General features: G+C 37.1%; 20 protein-coding genes and 1 tRNA gene. 5 read left to right on the top strand and 16 right to left on the bottom strand.

Annotated features, from left to right (window positions below):
• Positions 1–59 precede the first annotated feature (59 nt).
• From RINTHH_RS09835 to rpmI, 3 genes are read right to left on the bottom strand one after another with little or no spacing between them, the layout of a single operon-like run.
• Positions 60–914, bottom strand: coding sequence for a transporter substrate-binding domain-containing protein (locus tag RINTHH_RS09835; protein WP_008236016.1), 855 nt, complete (start codon positions 912–914; stop codon positions 60–62).
• Between the two features lie 50 nt (positions 915–964).
• Complete coding sequence (rplT, locus tag RINTHH_RS09840; protein ID WP_008236017.1) at positions 965–1,318, bottom strand: 50S ribosomal protein L20; 354 nt, start codon at positions 1,316–1,318, stop codon at positions 965–967.
• A 46-nt stretch (positions 1,319–1,364) separates the two neighbouring features.
• Positions 1,365–1,565 carry a 50S ribosomal protein L35 gene (gene rpmI, locus RINTHH_RS09845; protein WP_044305022.1) on the bottom strand — a complete coding sequence of 67 codons (201 nt, stop codon included), beginning with the start codon at positions 1,563–1,565 and terminating at the stop codon, positions 1,365–1,367.
• A 607-nt stretch (positions 1,566–2,172) separates the two neighbouring features.
• Here rpmI and RINTHH_RS10930 point away from each other — a divergent pair.
• Positions 2,173–2,340, top strand: coding sequence for a hypothetical protein (locus RINTHH_RS10930; protein ID WP_155943973.1), 168 nt, complete (start codon positions 2,173–2,175; stop codon positions 2,338–2,340).
• 409 nt (positions 2,341–2,749) lie between these two features.
• Here the strand turns inward: RINTHH_RS10930 and RINTHH_RS09850 are convergent, their stop codons facing one another.
• The 4 genes from RINTHH_RS09850 to RINTHH_RS09865 form a co-directional block, all read right to left on the bottom strand.
• A complete protein-coding gene (locus RINTHH_RS09850) occupies positions 2,750–2,953 on the bottom strand; it encodes a phycobilisome linker polypeptide (RefSeq protein ID WP_008236019.1) in 204 nt (67 codons plus the stop codon).
• A gap of 244 nt (positions 2,954–3,197) precedes the next feature.
• A complete protein-coding gene (gene apcB, locus RINTHH_RS09855) occupies positions 3,198–3,683 on the bottom strand; it encodes an allophycocyanin subunit beta (RefSeq protein ID WP_008236020.1) in 486 nt (161 codons plus the stop codon).
• A 66-nt stretch (positions 3,684–3,749) separates the two neighbouring features.
• Positions 3,750–4,235, bottom strand: coding sequence for an allophycocyanin subunit alpha (apcA, locus tag RINTHH_RS09860; RefSeq protein WP_008225525.1), 486 nt, complete (start codon positions 4,233–4,235; stop codon positions 3,750–3,752).
• 389 nt (positions 4,236–4,624) lie between these two features.
• Positions 4,625–7,846 carry a phycobilisome rod-core linker polypeptide gene (locus RINTHH_RS09865; RefSeq protein WP_008236023.1) on the bottom strand — a complete coding sequence of 1,074 codons (3,222 nt, stop codon included), beginning with the start codon at positions 7,844–7,846 and terminating at the stop codon, positions 4,625–4,627.
• Between the two features lie 432 nt (positions 7,847–8,278).
• Here RINTHH_RS09865 and RINTHH_RS09870 point away from each other — a divergent pair, with 432 nt between their 5' ends.
• On the top strand, positions 8,279–8,803 hold the full coding sequence (locus tag RINTHH_RS09870) for a tetratricopeptide repeat protein (protein WP_044305016.1): 525 nt from the start codon (positions 8,279–8,281) through the stop codon (positions 8,801–8,803).
• A gap of 685 nt (positions 8,804–9,488) precedes the next feature.
• Here the strand turns inward: RINTHH_RS09870 and RINTHH_RS09875 are convergent.
• The 4 genes from RINTHH_RS09875 to ffh form a co-directional block, all read right to left on the bottom strand.
• Positions 9,489–10,799: an aminopeptidase P N-terminal domain-containing protein gene (locus RINTHH_RS09875; RefSeq protein ID WP_008236025.1), complete on the bottom strand. Its 1,311-nt coding sequence runs from the start codon at positions 10,797–10,799 to the stop codon at positions 9,489–9,491.
• Positions 10,800–11,259: 460 nt separating this feature from the next.
• The gene (locus RINTHH_RS09880; RefSeq protein WP_008236026.1) at positions 11,260–12,213 is read right to left on the bottom strand and encodes a PhoH family protein; all 954 of its coding nucleotides are present in this window, start codon (positions 12,211–12,213) and stop codon (positions 11,260–11,262) included.
• A 725-nt stretch (positions 12,214–12,938) separates the two neighbouring features.
• Entirely contained in the window at positions 12,939–13,196 is a 258-nt protein-coding gene (gene rpsP / locus RINTHH_RS09885; protein ID WP_008236027.1) for a 30S ribosomal protein S16, read from the bottom strand.
• A 270-nt stretch (positions 13,197–13,466) separates the two neighbouring features.
• Complete coding sequence (gene ffh, locus RINTHH_RS09890; protein WP_008236028.1) at positions 13,467–14,918, bottom strand: signal recognition particle protein; 1,452 nt, start codon at positions 14,916–14,918, stop codon at positions 13,467–13,469.
• Positions 14,919–15,156: 238 nt separating this feature from the next.
• On the opposite strand from ffh, the gene RINTHH_RS09895 reads away from it, so the two are divergent.
• Positions 15,157–15,228: transfer RNA gene (locus RINTHH_RS09895), tRNA-Cys, on the top strand.
• 114 nt (positions 15,229–15,342) lie between these two features.
• Here the strand turns inward: RINTHH_RS09895 and thrC are convergent.
• Positions 15,343–16,434 carry a threonine synthase gene (gene thrC, locus RINTHH_RS09900; RefSeq protein WP_008236029.1) on the bottom strand — a complete coding sequence of 364 codons (1,092 nt, stop codon included), beginning with the start codon at positions 16,432–16,434 and terminating at the stop codon, positions 15,343–15,345.
• Positions 16,435–16,821: 387 nt separating this feature from the next.
• On the opposite strand from thrC, the gene RINTHH_RS09905 reads away from it, so the two are divergent.
• Together RINTHH_RS09905 and RINTHH_RS09910 are read left to right on the top strand one after the other, a co-directional pair.
• Positions 16,822–17,010: a hypothetical protein gene (locus RINTHH_RS09905; protein WP_008236030.1), complete on the top strand. Its 189-nt coding sequence runs from the start codon at positions 16,822–16,824 to the stop codon at positions 17,008–17,010.
• Between the two features lie 1,601 nt (positions 17,011–18,611).
• The gene (locus RINTHH_RS09910; RefSeq protein ID WP_008236034.1) at positions 18,612–19,598 is read left to right on the top strand and encodes a GntR family transcriptional regulator; all 987 of its coding nucleotides are present in this window, start codon (positions 18,612–18,614) and stop codon (positions 19,596–19,598) included.
• Positions 19,599–19,642: 44 nt separating this feature from the next.
• Here RINTHH_RS09910 and RINTHH_RS09915 read toward each other — a convergent pair whose 3' ends face one another.
• The 4 genes from RINTHH_RS09915 to tig all read right to left on the bottom strand — a co-directional run bounded on the left by RINTHH_RS09915 (position 19,643) and on the right by tig (position 24,593).
• Entirely contained in the window at positions 19,643–20,515 is an 873-nt protein-coding gene (locus RINTHH_RS09915; protein ID WP_008236036.1) for an alpha/beta fold hydrolase, read from the bottom strand.
• A 357-nt stretch (positions 20,516–20,872) separates the two neighbouring features.
• Positions 20,873–22,213 carry an ATP-dependent protease ATP-binding subunit ClpX gene (gene clpX, locus RINTHH_RS09920; protein ID WP_044305023.1) on the bottom strand — a complete coding sequence of 447 codons (1,341 nt, stop codon included), beginning with the start codon at positions 22,211–22,213 and terminating at the stop codon, positions 20,873–20,875.
• Between the two features lie 16 nt (positions 22,214–22,229).
• Entirely contained in the window at positions 22,230–22,922 is a 693-nt protein-coding gene (gene clpP, locus RINTHH_RS09925) for an ATP-dependent Clp endopeptidase proteolytic subunit ClpP (RefSeq protein ID WP_008236040.1), read from the bottom strand.
• A gap of 309 nt (positions 22,923–23,231) precedes the next feature.
• Entirely contained in the window at positions 23,232–24,593 is a 1,362-nt protein-coding gene (gene tig / locus RINTHH_RS09930) for a trigger factor (protein ID WP_008236052.1), read from the bottom strand.
• Positions 24,594–25,314 lie beyond the last annotated feature (721 nt).

Raw genomic sequence — 25,314 nt, forward strand, 5'->3', positions numbered from 1 at the left:
GTTAAGAAAAGCAAAGATAAGTTTTTTCTTAATCTTATCTCTACTGATTGAATAGGTGCTTAATAGACTGGTAAACCCCAGTGTATAATTCTCTGTTTTAACCAACCTGTAGAAATATAATTTGTGAGGGCACTATTCACTTTTTGTCTAAGTTCATCATACTGCATCCCCTTAGGCATAACTACAGATAATGGTTCTGTAGACAGCTTAGTAGTAATTAAGTGATACTGGGGATATTCTTGCACCCAACCTGCCAGAACAGAACCGTCTGCAGCAAAGGCGGCTATAGTATTATTTTCCAGTAGTTCCTTTCCTTGTTTATAAGAACTTACACCTACTAGCTCAGCATTAGGTAGATAAAACTTCAAACTGGCAATAGTGCTGGAATTATTTAAGACTCCTATTTTTCTAGTAGCTAGGTCTTGTAGACGCTCCAGGGAGGTATCTTTGGTGACTAACAAGGTACCATCTAAATAATAGGGAATACTAAAGCTAACAATCCTTGACCTTGAAGTTGTTGAAGTGACTCTAGCAATTACCAAATCAACTTTATGATTAAATATCATAGGCAAGCGATCACGATTTGCCATGGTTACTAATTTCATATTAGCGTCCTTTCCCAATAAGTCTGTCGCCAACCTTTGGGCCAAATCAATCTCTAAGCCTTGCAAATTTCCCTTAACATCCTTAAACGCTAAAGGGCGCACATTGTCTTTGACTGCTATCCTAACATAGGACCGGTGTTGTATCTCTGACAACTCATTAGCCGTTGCTGAGTCTGGAATTAGCATTAATAACAAGGCAACAATTAATACCAGGATAACTGCTGTAGAAATTAGTAGATGCAACTGTGATAACACATTATCCTGCTGATTAAGTAGGCTTTTTAAGCACTGGCTACCACAACTAATCATATTAAAAACCTGTTATGCCGGCAATATACTCATATATATAACTATTGACACTACTGGACTCTGCTTGCCAATTCCGCAATCTTGCTAAATCCGGCTTGGTCAAGTGCTGCCATCTGTGCCAACATTTTACGGTTGAGTTGAATGTCAGCTTTCCTTAACTTACCCATAAACTTACTGTAACTCATGCCATGTTTATGTACAGCAGCATTAATCCGGACAATCCACAGGCGACGAAAATCACGTTTGCGTTTTTTTCGATCACGGTAAGCACTCCGTAATGCTTTCATCACTTGCTGATTAGCTGTTCTAAATAGAGTAGAGTGAGAGCCACGAAAACCCTTAGCTAATTTGAGAATTTTTTTGCGACGCTTCCGAGCAACATTACCGCGTTTCACCCTTGCCATATTTGTTTCACCCTTGCCATAGTTTTATTTCTAATCATTAATTAATTTATAATAAGTATGGGAGCATTCCCACTACATTGTCCATATCGCCTTCATGGACAACTACCATTTTTGACAAATTACGTTTTTTATTAGAAGTTTTATGCTCCAACAAATGATTTTTAAAAGCCTTGCGACGGATAATCTTTCCGCTACCAGTAGCACGAAATCTTTTTGCTGCAGCCTTGCGAGTTTTGAGTTTAGGCATAAATAAATTATTTTTCATCTTAACACGGTCCCTGATTATAACACTGCATGTAAGTTAGGCATATATATTTATAACAAAATGGCCATGATCAGAAAAAGGAGTATTCCGTAAAAATCTAGAGATAAGTAAAATAAACAACCATAACCATTAAGCAAACCAATATTTTTAATATGCTTTGCTTAACATTCATTTCAGAGCTTGGTTTTATACCTCTTGCCAATATTTATTTACCTCATACCAGTACAATCCACCATTTATTGAGTATTTTTATAAACTAGGATACATTTTCGTTATAATTGTGTTGTTAATCATTAAATATGGCTAACGCGGGAAAATCCAGGAAAACAAATAGCAGTCACCGGAACTTTATTAGTTAGATCTACCTGAGTCCAAATCATATGCCTTCACCATCAGCTGGCATCTAAATAATTAATTATTTATAAATGGGCTACACATGGAAAAGTAACAAAATTATCCTTATAAATAATTAATTTGAGGATGTTAAACCACCGACTATTTAGTTGTCATTATAAACCCAGATACCAAACACTGCAAATCTCCAGCATGTAATTAATTGTATTAGAATACTCTCTCATTATTAATCACAATGATAATTATTCGTAAGAATACCAGCGTTCCAGTACAAGGGTGTGGTTATTCCGAAAGAATATTTATAGGGTTAGGGCATTCATTATTAATCCCACTAGAAGATTATCTCCGGCAGTTGAAATTACCAGAAAAAAATAAATACTGGAAAGAGAAGAGAAGCTGCTAAGAAAAAATCACCTCTAATATCAATGGCCAGCTTATCTTGAAACTCTGGTGAGCAGAATAATCAATTAACTAACTTAAGTAAGGTTCCTAAAACTTCTGCGCTGAAATACTGATGTTGCTATGCTAAATAACAATCAACAAAATAAAATTAGTAAGAGTGTAAACATCTCAAATCTGGAAAGTTAATAGACATCCATAAAACAAACGAGAACAGTAGAGCTATACCTTTAATTAATTGCAAATATTCTATAAATTTCTTAAGTGCAAAACCCAAGGGGTTAATTTCTCCAGTGGTTTATAAAGGCTTATAAAAGTCATTTGCCTCGTAGCCATATGTTCAACATACACAAAATTATATTAATTCAAGGCTTATCATTAAGTTGAGCATGACATTTTGTATTGCTTCGTCGTTACTTTAAACCAGTATTTGTACCCTGCTTGCCAGTAGCCAAGTGTACGCTGACAATTCTACCACCCATTTTCTGAATTCTTTGCTGCTCGCCAAACCAATTCTCGTAGGGTACTAGTTTAGTAAAGTATGTATTTTGAAGTTCCCGCTGAGTACGAATTCGACTCTGGCTAGGTACGCAGGCAGTGACCTTAAACATCCGCATAATAATAAAATATCTCCTTAACTTTAGTTTGATTAGTGAGCGTAAAACTTAATGATTGTGTCAACACTTTTACTTTCCCCAAGGCCAGAAATCAAGAATAAACTCTAGAAACCTAACACTTGTTCATAAAATAATAAATATATTTCTAGACAAGCAAAAAAGCATCCCAGGACTCACCCTTGACTTCCAGTCCCAAAACTACTTAAGTTACACCTAATTAATTAACTAAGCACAAGCTACAATACTAGCTCAAGCCGGAGCAGATGTAATCAAAGTAAACACCCATTTCTTTACCAGCATCAGTACCTACCAAGCTAGCAGTTACTTCTTTCATAGACTGAATGGCTTGTATTGTGGCACCAATTGGAACGCCTAAGGAATTGTATGTTTCTTTTAAGCCATTGAGCACACGTTCATCCAATATGGAAGGATCACCAGCCAACATTGCATAGGTAGCATAACGGAGGTAATAATCCAAATCGCGAATGCAAGCTGCATAACGACGAGTAGTATACATATTACCACCAGGACGAGTGATATCAGAGTATAAAAGAGATTTTGCCACAGCATCCTTGACGATTACAGCCGCATTAGCATTTATGGCTGTGGCTGCACGTACCCTCAACGAACCGGTTGCAAAGTAACCCTTAAGCTTATCCATCGCACTATCGTCCAAGTATTTACCTTGAACGTCTGCGGAATTAATAACAGAAGTGATTGCATCTTGCATGTTCTTATTTCCTTATGTCTAACTCTATTGCTATTCTCGTATATCAGTGGATAGCAAACAGCCATCCTATGACATTGCACCAATAACGTAGTCGAAGTAAGAACCTGCTTCGGCGGCATCTTCCCCAGACATCATGCTAGAAGCTACGTTCTTCATTTCCGCAATGCCCTGAGCTACAGCATCAATGGAAGTACCCAAGGACTTGTACATTTCCCTTACACCAACTATGCCAATTTCTTCGATGGGAGTAACATCACCAGAAACCACACCATAGGTTACCAAACGTAGGTAGTAGTCCAAATCGCGCAGACAGGTAGCAGTCATTTCTTGACCATAAGCATTACCACCAGGGGAAACAATATCTGGACGTCTTTGGAATAGTTGATCGCCAGCTTGTTTGATAATCCGTTCCCGGTTGTCAGTTAGAGATTGTGCTATCCGTAGGCGACTCTCGCCACCTGTGACAAAACCTTTTATTCTATCTAGTTCTCCAGGGCTGAGGTAACGGGCTTCGGCATCAGCATTCACGATAGACTTCGTGACAATACTCATTAATGGATTCCTCCAACAATCATGAAACCAGAGCTTAATAGCACTGGTGAGACTTACAAGACTTTATTAAGCTTTCCTCAATTTTGCCCCAAGTACAACATTGACATTAAGTTAATATTGTTTATGGTACAACCTCGAGTGTGCCTGGGTAAATTACACAAGCATTTCTGCTTACTGCCTTCCAGCAAATATTCTCGGTCATTCTGCTGAGCATACATGAATATTCTTAATAGTTTGTAATATTTTCTTCTTAAGAATGTATCAAATAAAAACAGAGAATAAAGAAACTATATTAGAGAATAAAGAAACTATATTAATGTTAGGAGCAAAGTAGCTATATTAACTTTGCCCCCTGCGCATTTATTTATTACCGTTTTGGTTAGACTTTGTTAGTTAACCGTTTGTATATATTCATTGCGTTTATAGGGAACCACGTCTTTGCCAAAGAATTGGTTGTACTCAGGAGAATTTATAAGCTTGTCAACGACCTGGGATAAATCATTTTCTTGAAGTAATATCTGATACTGATCTAACTCTCCAGGGATGATTGGCATTCTTCCCAGTAAATGACAGAACAAAAATTCCACTACTTTATTTGGTGGATAAGAGCTCAAGAATTGCTGATGGTAAATTGCCGATTTAACTAAAGTTGCTACAAACTCACATACTGTGATTTCACGATTGCATAACTTTGTTTCCATTTCTATGATCCTCATCGATAGAGGAACTTCATCACACCAAAGTCCTAACACATGTGAGTAAATAGCATTAATTGCCATCTCAATCTCTGATGATGAACTATTAACAGTTACTCGATGGATCCGGACTTTTTCGGATTTATCCCCCATATAATTGCTGGAATGAGAGACTGTGATATTTGCAATTGCCTTTTTTGTAAGGGGCAATTTTGAGCTGTCAATTCGAGGCTTGATGTTTTGAAAACTAGGTACAACCACATTTTTATTTTGTTTATTTAGTTGGTTATACAATTTTTGTGTGTTGGGGAAGTTTGCTGCTGGTATTGTTAGAAAACGGTTATAAGGAACTGTATCTTCGCCAAATGCCTCTACATACTCAATACTACTAACCATGGTGCGAATAAAGGCACGAATACCTTGGGTTGCTAGTATCTGATTGTATCTGCGAATTTCTGCCTGATTTAAAGGGGCTCTTCCTAAGAAATGTTTTGTTCCTAGTTCAATTACCTTAGTGTTCGGATATGGAGTGTAAAAATCCTTCAAATATAAACTGGAGTAACCTAGAGCCTCAATAAAGTCTTTAACTGTTATTTCCCTATTACTGAGTTTACTTTCTAAGGATATAAACTCCTTGGACAGGCTTATATAGGGAGCAATATCTCGTTCAAATACTTGCAAGTAGGCTGCACTGACAAGTCTTCCAATAACAACTTTATCGTTAACCCCAGCAACTAACTTGAAGATTTTAGTTTGTTCACGCTGCTTCGAGACCCCTTGACTGATCCGGAATTCAATATGGGGTTCTATCTGTATGTCCTGAGGTATACCCAATTCAAAAAATCGAGGTATTTCTTTCTTGGACATAGAAGTAGCAATGTCATCACCAATAATCGAGCCCACACGTAGCTGGCGCATTGCCAAACCACCGGCTGTTATATAACGTTCGTAAGGAACAGTATTTTCACCAAATGCCTCCGTATATTCCTGACTGCTGATAATCATATCTACTAGTGCATAGAACCCCTTCCTAGCAGAAATATCAAAATATTTGTTGGTTTCTTGTCTGCCATAAGTGGGACGCCCTAATAACCTACGGTGGATGTACTCCACTGCCTTCATTACATATAATTTATTCCAATATCTTCCCCGAAAAGCATCAGATTTAGCTAAAATGCGTACAAATTCCTTGACTGTAATATCACCATTCTCCAGTCTGGCTTCAGGTGATGACTGACGCTGGTAACTGTACACCTCAAAACCGAAAACTTGTATGTAAGCAGCCTTAATTACCTTTTGGATCCAGTCTTCTGAAAACTGAACACTTGAATTATTTCTCCCAGATAACTGTTCCAAACGGAAAACCTTAGCTCCCAAACTTCCGGGGTAATTTCCTCGCGCCTTAGGATTGCTATTTTGGTTATTAATTCCCGGACCCCGATGAATAAGTAAACGCTTGGTATCTTTACCAAAAAATGCAGGACTACTGCTGGGATTGCGAGTCTCTTTCGGAAAAATAGCCCCAAATTGTATTTCTAAAGGATCATTACCAGAGCCATAGGGATGTTGATCTGGTAGAGGTTGATTATAAGCTGCAAAGGTAGTGATAAATTGGGGTATTTTGCGGAAAGGAGCACTATAATTAAAAAGATCTTGTTGTTGTCCCCAATTACGGCACTCCTGAGCTTCTTGACCCAAGCCTCTCAAGTAGGGAACAGTTTCTTCACCAAAATAATCAGAATATTCTTGAGAGTTGACCAAAGCATCAATTAAATTTGGTAAACCACCATTAGAAACAATGGAGAAGTATTTTTGTAGTTCTTCCCTAGAACTTGGACCTCTACCCAAGATATGGCGGAAGGCTAATTCCAGAGCACGACTATTAATAAATGGTTCATAAAATTGTTTACGGTAAAGGGAAGATTTACCCAAACAACGAATAAACTCCCTCATGGAGATATCACCATTTTTTACTTGGGATTCCAGATTTGAGATACCTAAGTGATAAGCACGGGTAATATCTCGCTCAAAAATTTGCCGATAAGCAGCTTTTATTACATGATTTTTATCATTTGTAGATAGTCCTGACTTCATAACAAATTTCTGCCGTCGTTCTGAGGCATTAAAATAAGTCTGAGGTAGAGTTAAGCCTTGTTGGTCAGAAGAATAACGTTGTCTTAGCTTATCAGAAGGTCCTGGTACTTTGAATTCTGTGATTAAAACATCCATGTACTGCGTCAGGATATCCACTGCTTCTACATCTTTCTTGAAATAAGAGATTGAAGCAACTTTAATCTCTTGCAGAGCAACTATGGTTGCTTCTATAGAACAGGCATTTCCAATGATGTCCCTTAATCCCCTAGTATTCACTGAGAGGATGCTGGTGTCTCCAGCAATAATTGCATATGTTGCATACCTCAGGAACCAGGACAAATCTCGCAAACTTTTTGCCATGTTGTCTGGACCATAACGAGATATGTTAATCGGTCTAAAAGCAACAGGTGTAATACCACCACTTCCAGAAGTAAAAATAGAACTTAGATTACCAAAAAATCCACCCCGAGATTCTACATAAGTAACAGTTCCTAATTCCCTTGATGTTGGTAGGCCTTTACCAGCCATAGATATAGCCATTTCCTGTTCTGGTTCCCTGGTCCTTTCTAAAAAAGACATCGGGGATCCACCCGTAAAAATTCGGTTTGCAGCACGAGAGATAATGATTTCTGATCTATCTGTTAACACCTGGGCAATTTCTAAACGTTTGGCACCAGATGCAAAATATGTTGCTAACTCCTGCAACTCCCAATTACCCAAAAAGCGGTCTTGTTGCTCTGCTTGGGCAATTTTTGATACAGCCAAGGTTTGATATAGTTGCGGACGCGCAACTGGGCTTCCGCCACTTGCCTTAAGAGTCATTAGATTTCTAGAACCCCCATTATAATGAGTTAACATCCTAAACTTTGGGACACTTTCAGCCTGACAAATGTACACTTGCTATAAACTAATAGTGATGCCTTAGAAAAGCTCGAAGAAAATGAACCCAGTCAGATTTCAGATTAGAACGTTTTGAGTTTTCTCTGGGCATTTATTAAGAAGTATGTAGAAAGTTTGATATTTGCATTAAGTTTTTAGGAGATTGAGATGGAGGTTTATCTGAAAATGGTTATGGTTCTCGGCTATCTTAACTAGTTATCAGTAGTCATCTTATTTTTTAATGGCTCAATAATTTGAGGGTAGAATTTAGTAACATCCCTTGTCTTGTTTGGATTTAATTATAAATGCAGCGATTACATTACACCTTATACTTCATTGGATAGTAGGTGAAAATTAAGAATCAAGAGACAAATGATGAATAATAAACTCGCACTTATTTACCTTAGTATTCTAGTTACCTTGTTAGTATTTATTGCTGTTGGTGTGTTTCGTCAGGTCTTTAAGACCCACAGACGAGAAAGGTCTTTTTCCAATTTGCGTAGAAAGTTGGAAAAAAAGAAAGGTAATATACAGGATTACTATACACTAGCCAGTATCTACTCGGAAAAAAAGTTATACTCCCAAGCTATACGGCTTTTCCAGAAAGCCATTAAAATAGCAACGGATGATGACAAAGATCATATTTTCCTAATTTATAATGGCCTGGGCTATACTTATTTTGCTCAAGAACAGTATGACTTGGCAATTCGTCAATATAAGGAGGCCATAAAATATAAACCAGATTATGTTAAAGCATTAAATAATTTAGCTCATGCATATGAGAAGAAGACGCTTATAGCTCAGGCATTGGAGACATATGAAGAAACTTTAAAATATGATTCAGGAAATGTAGTTGCTAAACGTCGTGCGGAATCACTTAGACGCTTAGTCTCTGTCTAATAAGCTGCAATTTGCTTGATAACCTTTGCTTTGCAAGCACTTAAAGGACTTCAAAATATAGTCTATAAGTAATTATACTGAGATTAAGTTATGTATTCTGTCTTGTAAGAGGTTGCTGCATATAGATAAAATAGATAAATAAGCAGCTACCCTGCCCTCATGATTCGGGTTAAACATAAAATAATAAGCTTTAACTAATCAACCGGATGTATAGCCGGATGTATAGTTTTACTAAAAGTCTATAGTTTATAGGTTATAAAAGTTTTCTTATATTCATAATTATATCCCGGCACTTTTCTATAAATAACTAAGTGCTTGGCTTATAAGCTTATTGTGCCCTATTATAGTAGGATTATACTAAACTACACTTGAAATAATTACTGACAGTCACAGCTTAAAAATCACAGCGATGGTAAAAGTCAGAGCCTAGGTTCTGGTGATTTTATAGCATCATAGCTAAGTAAGAAGTAATGAAATTTTGATTCAAAAGAGTATATATCACTTTGAATAAGTGATCCCTTGGCATTAAAACTAAGATTTTGTTTCATATTAGTAATAGTAAGTTCCTAATATGACTCTAAAATCCGGTCTAGATTAGAGGGTTACATGAAAATTTATATTCGTTACTCTGGCCAATATCGGACATATAGCCTAGACCCCTGTCTTCCTAAAATAACAGGTAATATTAACTTTCCAGCTGATCAATTTCCTTTGGTACACCAGCGGTTAAAACTTCGTTACTATTAACTGTTACTAACACATCATCTTCAATACGAATTCCAATACCAACCCAACGAGGATCGATAGCTGGTTGACCCTCTGCTGGCTCAGTATCATGACTAATATATAGTCCGGGTTCCACTGTTAAGACTTGGCCTTGCTGTAAAATTTGTGGTTTGTATTTTCCATACTGATAAATCCCCACATCATGTACATCCAAACCTAGCCAGTGTCCAGTTTGATGCATATAATATGGTTTATATTTCCCCGCTTCAACTAAATTATCAACATTTCCCTTTAAAAGACCTAACTCTACTAAACCTTCTGTTAGTGAATAAACGGCTACGTCATGGACTTGGTTATAGGAATTACCAGGTTGTACTTGGGCAATTGCTTGTTTCTGAGCCCTTAAAACTATTTCATACAAAGCCTTTTGCTCTCCCGTAAACTTCTTTCCCACAGGAAATGTACGGGTGATATCCGAATTATAGTAACCATATGAACATCCAGCATCAATCAATAACAAATCGTGATTCTGCATTTGGCAAGTATTTTCTATATAGTGAAGTATGCAGGCGTTTGCTCCAGAAGCTACAATAGAAGGATATGCAGGACTACTTCCACCCCGTAAACGAAACACTCGCTCAATTTCAGCTTGAACCTCATATTCATAGCTTCCTGGTTGGGCTATTTTCATAGCATGATTGTGTGCCTCTACTGCTATTTCGGAGGATTTTCGCATTAATTCTAGCTCAGCCTCACTTTTTATCAATCTCATGCTATGGAGAATAACACCCGTGTCCTCAATGGCAAGTGGGCCAGTACCACGTTTGGAATAGGTATTTAATAAAACTTGATAATGATTGATAATAGTTTCATTAAATAAGCGATCACGTCCCAGACGATAATAAATGCGGTCTGCATTTTCTAAGTAATAAGGTAACTTTTCTTCCAATTCTACAATTGAGTAAGCTGCATCTGCACCATAAATCTCTCTCGCTGCATTTACTCCACATCGATAACCACTCCAGACTTCTTTTCCCCGCTCCTTGGGTTGAACAAATAACACAAATTGGTGTTCTGAGTGGTGAGGTGCTAAAATTGCTACTGCTTGGGGTTCATTAAAACCAGTCAGGTAAAAGAAGTCACTATCCTGACGATAGGCATACTCCACATCATTATGCATTACGGCAATAGGAGCACTATGAAATATAGCAGTACCATTACCAATTTTTGACATAAATGCTTTACGGCGCTGCCGATATTCTGTTTGCATACCTACCTGAATGTTTAGACTTAAGATATTGTAACTCCTAGTCTTACCTATAAGGCTTATTAAGTTAAAATAAGAGAGGATAATTTAATACAGGTAAGACTTTCGATTTAAAATCGAATCTTAGTCTTGATATGGATGACAAAAACTTGAATCTTAAATCACTAAATTACTAAGAAATAATGCAAATACCTAACTTATTAAACAGTTTATGATACCAGTGTGGCTACTCAAGCTTCATAGAAATTCCATAGAATGAAGTACTCCTTGAAGTAACTTAATACTCTATTTAACACCTAAGTACTTTTCAGTAAGCCCCTCTAAGGAGTAAAACTAGTGTGTAAAATAGTTACCATATAGAGAATATAACTTTTAATCTAGGGTTGAATTAGGTTAAAAGTATAACCTGGGCACATACTTAGACGTCAGTGAAAACCATTCACTTGCAAACTGTCATGAAAAACTAAACTTCATATTGCTCATAAGCAGTAACAATCCTTTGTACTAGACGGTGGCGAACCACATCTTTTTGAGAAAATTCACAAAAGGCTATTCCTTCTACATTCTTTAAAATCTTTATGGCTACACTTAAACCGGACTGCTGATGGGGCTGTAAGTCAGTTTGTGTAATGTCTCCTGTCACCACAATACGGGAATGAAAACCCAAGCGGGTCAATATCATTTTAATCTGTGATGCTGTGGTATTCTGGGCTTCATCTACAATTACAAAAGCATTGTCAAGGGTACGGCCTCTCATATAAGCAAGAGGAGCAACTTCTATTATGCCCTTTTCTATAAGAGATGGCAACTTTTCTGGGGCTATAAATTGATGAATGGCATCATAAAGCGGACGTAGATAGGGGTTGATTTTCTGTTGTAAGTCTCCTGGTAAAAAACCCAATTTTTCCCCTGCTTCGACCGCTGGTCGAGTTAAAATCAACTTTTCAAATTGATTGTTGAGTAGTGCTTTTACTGCAATAACTACAGCTAAAAAAGTTTTACCTGTACCCGCAGGACCAGTGCAAAATGTCAAGTCACTTTTGCTAATAGCTTCAATATATTCTTTTTGGCAAAATGTTTTAGCACGGATTACTTTACCCCTTCGAGTTTTTGCCAAAACTCTTTTTTGCAAATCCTCAAGTTCTCCCTCTCTATGAGTATTAAGAGCTTGATAAGCAGTCAAAATATCTGCGTTAGAAATAATGCTGCCCACATGCCAGAGATTTTCCAATGTTTGCACCAAATTCATGGCAATCTCCATCTGTTTTGGAGTTCCAGAAATCAACAACTCCTGACCCCGTAATACTATGTTTGCTCCTGTCAGATTACAGATAATTTTTAGATTTTCTCCTGCATATCCTGCCAAAGCGATCGTACTATCGATACTTGGTATTTGAATTGTTAAGGCAGCTGCCATATTAAGATTTTCAATTTTCTGAGAAGTAGTAAATTTGAAGGAGCTAGAAGTGGAAAGTTATAAGTAGAAGACTAGAATTCCTCCAAGTTTTGTCTGCCTTTAAAGGCAAAGATTATAAATGATTCAGAGAAATAAAAAAGGAACTTGGAACAGATCAAAAATTTTCTTACTTAGCAATAAGTATAGTAGAAAAATCCTATGTTCTGTTCTCCTCATATCCTTTGCAATAACATCTTTAGTGTTATTGCAAAGGATTATTTTCCTTGCCAAAATGAGGAAAATAATTAGGCTATTTGCACTACATAATTACGTATGGCACTATGGCCGATACATACTTTCCTAGACGGAAGCTTTTGTTAAGACATCTAAAATAAGCAACAGCCTGTGATTAATGGGAAGCTTGTCTAGCAATGCTTCCCAATTCTATTGTTGTTTTTATTTTGATCGTGACGATTTTTATCCTACTACCAGACATCTTATCTTAACTACTGAGCTACAATTATTTTCATGTTTATTGATTACCTGAAAACTGCTCTTATCCAATGCAATAATTTCTTCTGCAGCCTAAGTATTCTGTTTATCTCATCTAGATACTCCTAGTTAATAATATAAATTCCGGAAATACTAAAAATAGCCAATGCAAAAATCCCAACGATTCTCAGATAGTTATCTAAAATAGTCAGGATATACCTGCATTTTGGGCTATTTTGACTGACTTCCAATTATTATGTTGATGTTGCGCTGACTTCTTTAAAGACATTCGCTTTTTCCAGAATCCGACGGACTGTATTTGTAGGATGGGCACCTTGTTGTAGTCGCTTTACAATCCCAGGAATATCCAAACGGACTTCATCTGTTCTAGGATTATAAAAACCCAATTCTTCTAAAGGGATACCATCACGACGCGCAAGACTATTGATAGCAATAATGCGGTAGCTAGGTTCTCGCTTTTTACCATATCTTTTCAGGCGTAGTTTAATCATCTTAAGAAATTATATTCCTGTGTTTTTGTGTTATATCTCATTATCTTAGAGACGAAGAAAGTTAATTAGTTGTATTCATCTTTCTTTCCATATAAACAAGTCTAATGCTTTTTAAATTTTATTGGGTGGGTTATTTGCTAAGTTTTGGGCTTTTCTATCTCATAACTTATGCATAAGGGTATGGATATACAAGTTCGTACCTTAGCATTTACTGAATAATAAATACCATCATTTTTTAAAACTTATACCCTTGTATTTTGGGATATTAATTTAAAGATTGCCAAAACCTTTTTTCTTTTTGGGTTTCTTTTTAGCTCGAACATTACTATTATAACCTCGCCAACCAGGAGCCCTAGTATTCCCTGTTCCAACAATAGAATTATTACTCATCCTATTACCAAGCATCCCAGGAATTTTAGACAGGTCTCCCTGTCCCATTTTCTGCATCATTGAACGCATTTTTTGAAAATCACCTACGAGCTTACTCACATCCACATCCTTGTAACCAGAGCCTTTGGCAATACGCTTGCGGCGATTAGGAGAGCTAGATAAGATTTCGGGGTTGTTGCGCTCTTCTATAGTCATAGAATTTATCATTGCTTCATAACGTTTGAGCTGAGTTTCTCCCTTCTGTAGTTGCTCATCTGTTAATTTATTCATCCCAGGAATCATTTTAATTATTCCCCCCAAAGACCCCATATTCTTTAGTAAGCGCATTTGTTTGAGGAAATCAGTAAAGTCAAATTTTGCTGACAGAATTTTTTCCTGCATTTTTTCTGCATCGGCAATATCTATCTCTTCTTGAGCTTTTTCTACAAGAGTCAAGACATCACCCATACCTAGAATTCGAGATGCCATACGTTCAGGATAAAAGGGTTGTAAGGCCTCTACTTTTTCACCTATACCTACAAATTTAATTGGGGTTCCAGAAACGCGCCGTACAGATAGAGCTGCCCCACCACGGCTATCACCATCAAGCTTGCTAAGAATAGCACCAGATATTCCCACCTGCTTATTAAAAACGTGCGTAAGACTGGCTGCCTCCTGACCAGTCATGGCATCAACCACTAACAAAGTTTCATGGGGTTTAACAGTCTCTTTTATGCGACTTAATTCCCCCATCATGTCTGCATCAATTTGTAAACGTCCAGCAGTATCAATAATTACTGTATTTATACCTTCTACTTTAGCCTTTTCCACACCTAGACGGGCAATATCAACAGGATTAGCATCACTCCCCATATCAAATACAGGTACTCCTATTTGGTTACCCAGGGTTGTTAACTGATTGATTGCTGCCGGTCGATACACATCAGTAGCTACCATCAAGCAACTACGATTTAATTTATGTAAGTGCAATGCAAGTTTAGCTGTAGCAGTAGTCTTACCAGTCCCCTGCAAACCAGCCATTAGAATAATTGTGGGAGCAGTATCTACTTCTATGAGGGGAACATTAGTTTCCCCCATTACCGCAACCAGCTCATCATAAACAATCTTAATAAATTGTTGATCTGGACTGATTCCACTAATCACCTTAGTCCCCTGTGCCTTTGGTTCGACCTCAGCAATAAATTCCTTGACTACCTGGAGATTCACATCCGCTTCCAATAATGCGCGGCGTACATCCCTCAAGGCATCTCGAATATTTGATGGGGAAATTTCATCTTGGCCCCGTAGTTTTTTCCATGCTCCTTCTAAACGCTCAGCTATTGAATCAAACATAATATGTTTACAGTTATTACAACAAGTAAAATAGGGGTTCGCTAGTGACTTAAAAGTCTTTTAAGGGGGTTTTTGCCCTTTAAGAGTCTACTTATTACAAGCTTAGTCTGTTTCTACTAGCCTTCAACAAATAAATAGTAGGATAATAAAATAAAATTAAGTTTAGATAATCCAAGTAAATTGCTTCAATTATCTTTTTTAAATGTAGAATTGTGTTATGGTAACCAAGTATAAACATGGCGGCATAGCCAAGTGGTAAGGCAGAGGTCTGCAAAACCTTTATCCCCCGGTTCGAATCCGGGTGCCGCCTTCTCAAGTGGGTTATTTCAACCTATTTTTTGTTAAAAGGCATAAATTGTAACAATTTGTATTCTGACCATGAGATAATGGAGTATGAGGTATTTCTCCATTATCTCATGGTCAACTAGAACCCCATAGCTTTAGCTACAACTTCAACTTTCATCTCAACCCCTTTTTGAAATTGACTATTGCCATGTTTCATGGCCATTTCTGGGTCTTTTAAACCATGTCCTGTTAATATACAAACCACTGTCGCTCCCGTTGGTATTTCGTCTTTCATCTTTAATAATCCCGCTACAGAAGATGCACTGGCCGGTTCACAAAAAATACCCTCTTCTGAAGCCAGAATTTGATAGGCATTTAATATCTCTGCATCTGTTACAGCATGGAAACTGCCTTGGCTTGCATCTTTGGCAGCTACTGCTTTCCCCCAACTAGCAGGATTTCCAATCCGAATGGCTGTAGCAATAGTCTCTGGTTTCGTTACAGGTTGACCATTTACTAACGGTGCTGCACCTGCAGCTTGAAATCCCATCATCTTTGGTAAGCGGTCACATTTCCCAGCTTGAAAATATTGGCAGAATCCCATCCAATAAGCAGTAATATTACCAGCATTACCCATAGGTATACATAACCAATCGGGAGCATTGCCCAAAACATCTACTACTTCAAACGCTCCTGTCTTTTGACCTTCCAAGCGGTAGGGATTCAGTGAGTTTACTAAGGTAATGGGATAATTATCGGCCATTTGTCGTACAACTCCCAAGGCCTGGTCAAAGTTACCCCTAATAGCTATAACTTCGGCCCCATATAGTAAAGCCTGTGCCAACTTACCCAAAGCGACGTAACCATCAGGAATCACTACAAATGGACGCATACCACCCCTTCGTGCATAGGCAGCGGCAGCTGCTGAAGTGTTACCTGTACTTGCACAAATTACAGCTTTTGCTCCTTCTTCCTTTGCCTTTGAAATTGCCATAGTCATACCCCTATCTTTAAAACTACCAGTAGGGTTAAGACCATCATATTTTATATACACGCTTACTTGTCTACCAATCCTTTCTGCCAAAGTGAAAGAAGGTATTAGTGGCGTGTTACCCTCTAGTAAAGTAACTATTGGGGTTGTTGTACTTACAGGCAAATACTCACGATAGGCTTCTATTAGTCCAGGCCAAGGTTGGCATTGGTATTTTTCAGCAGACAGACTCAAAGTCACAGGATGTATAACAGCTATTAGCTCTAACTGACAACGTACTTATAAACATATCATCAGGGGATCCCAAATGTAGCCATCGGGAAAATATATTGTTATTTATTATGAAGTACATTGGCGATGGGTTAATAGTAGCTATTTTCAAAATCCTGCTCATCCTAGACTTTAGGTATACGAATTAATGCTTAAACCTTTTTATTCTTAGACCAAACAGGTGTTAATTTTATTTTGCAGAATTATAAAAATGCCGAGATAAAAATGCCATTTTTTACAAACTAACTAATCAATCATATAAGTAAAAACAATTTAATACCAGCTGATACAACTTAAACTCTAGGTTATAATTGAGTGTTGGACAGTGTGAGTTATTTTGCGGAGTTCGTTGTTAAAATGCACATGTCTTATATTTCCTCTGCTAGCTCTAAGCAAAAAGATGGAGCTAATAAACTGCATAAGTCTATCTATTCAAAAGAACAACTTGTTAAATTTATTAATTTACAAGCACAGGTAGATTACCTGTTACAGAAGTTGCAAAGTTTACAGGAGCAAAAGTTGGCTAACCAAAAACAGGCTAATTGATTCTAGAAGACTTAGATTAACTCAACTTCAAAGTCATTATTCTTCAAGTTTCAAAAATTGATTGTTTTTAGATAGGGACTTGAGAGACTAGTAATTTGAGAGAGTTTTAATTCAAATTTAATATTAGGATATTGAATTATTTATATTTACTCTGTTCCATATTTTAATAGCTATATGGTTTAAATTTGTTATCAAGAATTGACAACCCTGTTGGGAAATGAGTCAATAAAATAATGTAAGTAAAAGTAATTAATTCAGAACTTAAATTTGAATTCAATATACCAATTATGTCTGTGAAGTTCATTGCATACTGTTGCTCAATAAAAGTTATATAATCCAGTATAAATATTGAATCTCATATCAATACCCTCGTTTAAATTGTGACAAACCATAATTTTTGTTGTTATCTATCCTGAATTCTTACTGTTTCATTTCTTATGTAATTTGTTGACTATAAGTTTTTATAGATGATTGAAGGTACCAATAATTCTTTATTGGAATACCCGTCAAAAGTATTTTGACGGGTATTCCACCCTTCCTTGGTTTAATTAATGTATATATTTTCATGCTGTAGATTTTGAAAATTAGTTTTCTATTATATTCGTAGAATAACATCCAGGGTTTACGGATAAATTTTTTATCTCTTTCATATCAAGTAAATTCTAACTTTACAGCACCGGGAAATTTCCCGGTGGGGGCCTATTTCTGGAAGTCTTAATTCTAATTATATTAGTATTGTGTTATTCTCCTTAAGAATATTAACCAGAAACTAAAAATACAGCTACAAGATAAAATGTTTAGAAAGGTAAATGTTTTTTTGCAAGTTCTCAATAATTTTTGTAGCTCATATCATCATTTGTGAAAGGATTTAAAGGAAAATTAATTTTTGCCTGTATTAAGGTGAAGAATACTACAACAAGTATAGTCTTTTTCTGATTTTTCTGAAATTTGTTTAACTTTTTGCAGTAGGAATGCTGTCATCTAAAGTGAAAAAAATATAAACAAACCTTATAATAACTGAACTAAGTCAGGATTCTTGAATAGTTCATAAGAACTTGAAGGTTCCTCAATGACTATTATCCTTTAGACTAAATTTTGTATTCCCCAGCAGTTTTAAAGTCTGGAGTTTAGGCAAAAGTATAATTAGTGGTAAAACTAGTTAGGTTTTCAGCTCTAGTAAAAGGTGTTAGCAATAACCACATAATTAAGATAAGTAATATTTCTTATCTTAATATGGTTCCTCAATTTAGATATCAATATTAAAAAACTACTGCAGTAAAACTATTCCGGGATAAACTTCTGGAATAATTAGCCTAGCCAAAGAAGCATCGTTATATTACATCAGTTTGCGAAAGTTTAACTGTTATAGCGGTAATAGCTAGCTCTGTCATAATGTTTATTTACTTATAGGATGTGATTATTTTAGATTTAACCATGACATTGTTCCAAAGTTTATATTATGTGTGTCGATTCTGTATAAATTAATCAAAACAGTGGGAATAAGCAATTGCCAAAATCAACATTCGCGGTATAAATAAATATTTAACAGATAGCAGATACAGCTGGTCTTACACTGCTAATAGCACTTAGGAGTTTTGGTGATGCTTCAGTTTCGTATTCAACCAGATAGTGAAATTCCTTCTTCAACCCAGCTGTTTAATCAAATTAGATTTGCGATTGCCTCTCGGCAATATCCACCCGGATATAAATTGCCAAGTACAAGGGCACTAGCTATGCAGACAGGGTTACATCGGAATACAATTAGTAAAGTTTATCGCCAGTTAGAAGATGAAGGCTTTGTTGAAAGTCTTGCTGGCTCTGGTATTTATGTCCGTGCCCAGGGACATGAGGGTGGTAGTAGATTACAATCTCCTGTTTTTAGACAACATCCAGAAGCCTATAAAACAGTCCAATATGCACTAGATGACTTACTGTCACAGGGTTGTTCTCTAAATCAAGTACAGGGAATATTTTTAGCTGAAATTGATTGGCGTTTGCGTTGTAGTGCTAGGGTTTTAGTCGCAGTACCAGCTACAGATATTGGTGCAGGTGAATTAATGATTGATGAATTGGAAGAATCCCTACAAATTCCCGTTCAACTAGTAGTTATGGAGGAATTAGCCGCAGTCCTTAACCAAACTAGCTCAGCTACTGTAGTCACTAGTCGATATTTTATTGGAGAAGTTGAAGCACTCGCTGCTCCCAGGACAGTTAGAGTAATTCCCCTAGATATATATGACTATGCTAAAGAAGTTGATGTGGTTAAAAGTATGCCTCAAGATAGTTGTATTGGAATCACTAGCCTTAGCCCTGGAATTCTAAGAGCTACGGAGGTGATTCTCCATGGTTTACGTGGAGATCAGTTACTAGTGATGACAGCACAGCCGAAAGATAATTACAAACTCAAAGCAATTGTAAAACGAGCGCAAGTAGTCTTCTGTACAGATCCCTCTAGTTTTAGAGCTGCGCAGGCAGCAGTAAATGATGCCCTTGAAGATATAATTCGCCCACCAAAATTAATTCGTTGTGAAAATTACATTGGTACTAAATCTATTAATCTTTTGAAGCGGGAGCTGGGCTTAGGTTGAATATACTACAGAATAAATACTCAATAATATGGCAAAAAATACACTTAAGCATTCCGAGATAAAAAATCTTGTACTATTTTGCAATAAGTTACAGCATCTTCTAGCATCGGAAAGTGACCAGTTTTAGGAACTATGGCAAATTCTATTGCCTGACTTAGACTTGCTGCATGTTCTCCCATTATAGCTGGAATAATCTGGTCAAATTCTCCAGAAACCAATAGAGTGGGCACTTTAAGTCGGGCAAACTCCTGGGGCATTAACTTGGACTGCTCTTCACTAACAGATGTGAAAATAGTGCCCAAGGCAGCATTATAATCTGCACAAAGAAAATCCTTTAAGAAGTCCTTACGTTCTTTGATAGGAATGGAACGATGTAAGAACCTTGCCATAAAGATTCTGTCAACTAAGGGAATTTTTTCTAACCACTTAGGACGAAATTTGACGACATAACTGCCAAACCTATGGAAAGCAGTAAATGTCTTCTCATCATACTTAAAAATGCCGCTACAAGTCAAAATAGCTCCCTTGACCTGTTCTACATAACGATTAAGAAATAACGTGGCAATAGAAGCCCCCATTGAATGGGCAGAAATATAAAATCTTTCTATTCCCAGATTACGAACCAATATTGATAAATCACGAGTATATTCTTTTAAATCATAGGAAAAATTGATTGTATCTTCCCCACATTCTGCTATAGAGTTAGAGTTAGTTTGAGAGCGTCCAAAGCCCCTCATATCATAAAGCAAACAGTCAAAACTTGGAGATAGAACTCTAGCAGTACTCTCCCAATATCTAGCAGAACCAGCCCAGCCGTGAACAAATACCATTACAGGCTTTCTGCATCCTAAACTCTCTGATGGCTCTTTAACCCACTCATAGTAATGCTGAACTCCACGAACATTAATATAGGACATTTTCCATTAAAAGCTCATAGACGCATAATAAATTTTTCCTAGATTAACCGGAAAGAATTTTGACTGAGTGAGTATAATAGCATAAATAATACATACAACAATAAACCTGAGAGGATTTATTGCAATAAAGATTTTTATTGCAATAAATCCTCTTCTTTACACCAGCGTAATAAAAAGTTAGTTTTGTAAAATTATAAAAAGCCTGAGAAACCAATCTTATGCAGGCATATAAAAGCGCCTTGCAAAAAAATATTTCACAATAGCTAGTCAGTCATCTCAATAGGAACAAAAAATCTACCTTACAATCTACCACCGCAATAAATTAGTGGATTATCTTAGACCACTTCTGTTTCTATCCTAAGCTGACTCTGGTTTAGGAAGAGAAGAAGGATGCATAATCAATTCAGCAGTAGAACGTTTCTCTACCATTTCCTCCGTTATTGTACAAATTGAAACGTCCTTACGGGATGGGAGCTCATACATCACATCTAACATTAACTCTTCTACGATACCCCGTAATGCTCTAGCACCAGTTTTGCGACGATAAGCCTCTTGGGCAATTGCTCGCAATGCTTCTTGTTTAAACTCTAACTGCACATTATCCATGTTTAGGAGTTTTTGGTACTGTTTAACCAAAGCACTGCGAGGCTTGGTTAAAATTGACATTAATGCCTCTTCATCCAAGGGATCTACCACTGCGACCATAGGCATACGTCCAATAAATTCTGGAATCATCCCAAATTTAACTAGGTCATCTGGCTCTAAACAACGTAGCGTATCAGCAGCCCTCTTTTCCTTAGACTGTCCTTCTCCTGAATGGACAAAGCCAATAGATTTTTTTCCAACTCTTTGATCTACAACTTTCTCTAAACCAACAAAAGCTCCACCGCAAACAAATAAAATATTACTGGTATCAATTTGAATACAATCCTGGTAGGGGTGTTTACGACCACCCTGAGGTGGGACATTAGCAACTGTTCCTTCTAGCATCTTCAATAATGCTTGCTGCACACCTTCACCAGAAACATCCCTCGTAATGGAAGGGTTCTCGCTCTTGCGAGCAATTTTATCGATTTCATCAATATAAATAATCCCCCTTTGTGCCTCTTCTACATCTAAATCTGCTACTTGCAAAAGTCGTAAAAGTATATTCTCCACATCTTCCCCCACATATCCAGCTTCCGTGAGGGTAGTAGCATCAGCTACAGCAAAAGGCACATCTAAAATTTTTGCTAGAGTCTGTGCCAACAGGGTTTTACCACAACCAGTAGGACCAATCAGTAAGATATTTGCCTTGTGCAGTTCTACACCATCATCTGTACTTTTACAACTACTCCCTGGGGATTGAGCTAATGAGAGTCGTTTGTAATGATTGTAAACAGCAACTGACAAGACTTTTTTAGCTTCATCTTGACCTATAACATGTTCATCTAAATATTTTTTGATCTCTCGCGGCTTGGGAATTTGATTTAATGAAAGATTTGCAGAACGAGAACGACGCTTCTGAGGAGGTTCTGGCTGTGCTGCCGGCTGGTTGGCGGCAGTGGTAGTGTCCAGTAACTCTTCATCGAGGATTTCATTGCATAAGTCTACACATTCATCGCAAATATAGACTCCCGGTCCAGCGATGAGCTTACGCACTTGTTCTTGGGACTTACCACAAAATGAACATTTTAAATGGGAGTCGTACTTAGCCATACCAGCCTCTTTATTACTAAATGGAGACATTTTCTCCAGCAATGGGCAAATTCCACTGGGAAGAAATAACCTTATCAATCAAGCCATAATTTTTTGCTTCTTCCGCCGACATGAAGAAATCCCGGTCTGTGTCTTCGGTAATTTTGTCTAATGGTTGACCAGTGTGATGAGCTAGCAACTGGTTTAATTTTTCTTTATGGTAAAGAATTTCTCTAGCCTGAATTTCAATATCAACAGCCTGACCCTGTGCACCACCAAGGGGTTGGTGAATCATAATCCGGGAGTCGGTAAGAGACATCCTTTTACCAGCTGTACCAGCTGCCAATAAAAATGCCCCCATACTAGCAGCCAATCCGAAACAGATGGTAACAACATCCGGGCGGACTTGTTGAATTGTATCATAAATTGCCATCCCTGCTGTAACAGAACCCCCGGGGGAGTTTATGTATAGTTGAATATCTTTTTCTGAATCCTCAGCATCTAAAAACAGTAACTGGGCAACTATGGAATTGGAGATATTATCATCAATGGGCGTACCCAAAAAAATAATGCGCTCTCGGAGCAGACGGGAATAGATGTCGAATGCCCTCTCTCCCATTCCAGACTGTTCTACTACCGTTGGTAAAACACCATCACTACTGGCAATTGAGTTGAACTCCCATCGAACTGAACTCTGTAATAGATAATTTTCAAACTGCGATCTCAACATAAAAACTACTTAACAAAAAAACAAAGTGGAGACAATAGTCCTGTTATTATTTAGAACAATAAATTTGTTGTGGTAAGACAAGACAGTATACATGGCCATTATGACCTATATTAACCACCTATTCTTCCATTCAACAAATCTGCTCATATACTAGTTAACGCTCAAGGACATATGCACTCTCATTGTTCAAGGTAACTCTAAATCATTCTAAATTGCCCTAAATTAACATTTTAACAAAGTTATCTATAGCCATTAGCTAAAGATAACTACTTCAATTACTATCACTTATAATTGAGCTATCATGGCTTACTACTGGGCTTCTTTTTCCTCTACTGCTTTCAGGGAACCTTCTGGAACTAGTTCTATAGAAGAATGAGACATAATCCAACTCATGATTTTATCCGTAAAAATCTCGTTTTCTACCACTTCTCTGAGTTTACCTGAGTCAATATTCTCCTCTGGGTAGTCCTCTTTTAGTGCAGCAATGCGAGTACTTATTTCCTCCTCTGAAGTTATGAGAGATTCCCGAGTAGCAATTTCCCGTAATGCAAGTGATCGTTTAAGCCTTTCTATGGCTTCTTCACGAGAACGCTCTCTTAATTGGGGAATAACTTCCCTGGTAAATAATTGTTTGACGTCTAATCCCTGTTGAGCCAGCTTCATAGCTGTTTGAGTTAACATGGAGTCAATCTCTTGCTCAATCATGGTAGCAGGCAAATCGACCTCAACATATTTAATCAACTCAATTAATAAGGCCTCATGCTGATTAGACTTGGTTTTTTCCTCTGCCTCCTTACGGAAACGTTCGGCAAGAGAATCCTTCAATTCTTCTAGAGTATTAAATTCACTGACTTCCCTAGCAAAATCATCGTCCAATTCCGGCAGCTCTTTTTCTTTAAGTTCTTTGAGGGTAACTGTAAACAATGCCGACCTACCAGCTAAATTCTCATCAGCATATTTGCTTGGAAACTCAGCTATGATCTCTTTTGTTTCCCCTGAATTCATTCCTACTATTCCAGTAATAAATCCAGGAATAAAATTACCTTCCTGTAAGTCTACCTGAAAATTGCTATTTTCCCCGCCGGGAATAGGTGTTGGCTCTGATTCTTGGTCATTACTATCATCTTTTGCCAGAACTCCTTTAAAATCAACAATAGCTACATCGCCTAACTGTGCAGACCTATCCTCTATGGGAATTAGGGTAGCCATTTGCTGCCTTTCTTGATCTATTACTAGATTAATCTTTTCGGGGTCATACTTGATCTCCTCGGCTTTCACAGACAAGTTGTTATATTGTAATAAATTTATTTTTGGAGGTATATCTACAGCCGCTGAGAAAGTAAAGGACTGACCTGGTTGATAACTGACAATTAATTCTTCAAAGTCAGAACAAAGCTGAGGCTTGCCAATAATGGCAATTTGTTCCTGCTCTATTGCTTTTTCAATTCCGTCCTGAAGCATTTCTTCTAATGCTGCAGCCTTTATTCGATTTGTACCCAAATGTTGTAATAATATTGGCCGAGGCACTTTGCCCTTACGAAACCCAGGAATTTGCGTGGATTTAGCTAATTTCTTAACCACTTGTTCATAGGTTTGCCTAGTAACTTCCGGAGTGATTTCTATTTCTAAGCCAATTTGGCTTGCTGGGAGTTTTTCCCGGGTGATTTTCATAACTATTACTCTACTTACTGACTATAATTTATATGGTTTTTGAAAACAAACACTTATAGGAATTTTAAGGAGAATTTTGCATTGTTGGCAAACTTCTAGAATTTTCTGATTATGTTTTCAGAGAACTACTATCTTAAAACTAGCTTGAGACAAGCAAAATAGAATCACATAATATGTGGGTTCAGTTTATTCTTCATTATGGTTATGGCAGATTTGATATGGCTATTATAGTGAGATACAATTAACAACTTATTTTCTACTAATAGAGATAAAAGCCTACTAGAGATTAGGATATTAGTGATAAGTATATGCTCAATTCAATTCTGATCTAATTTATCAAAGATATGTCTCGTTATATTAAAATTTTGCTGTTATATCCACTGCTTAGTTGCTTTCCGTTAAAGTATCATTTTTAGTTAATCCTTATTTTTGATCCTGTGTTAGAGTGAGCCCATCTATTTAAAAAATACCTAATAATAAGTGCTATTTTATTGCTCACCTACTCAATGAATGAAGCAAGAACACTCGTAAAAAAATACCCTCAGTACATTGGAATATATCGTACCAGTTTACAACTATACCTGTCAGGGAATCTTTTCTACAGTTTTACGTATATCTCATAAACTTCAGGTTACTTAATTTTATCTTTTCCCTTTATTCTCATTTAATTCCCATGATATGCTGGTGAACAGGTGTGGGAAGAGATAGACAATGTGATAGT

The sequence above is a fragment of the Richelia intracellularis HH01 genome (assembly GCF_000350105.1).
Classification (GTDB): domain Bacteria; phylum Cyanobacteriota; class Cyanobacteriia; order Cyanobacteriales; family Nostocaceae; genus Richelia; species Richelia intracellularis.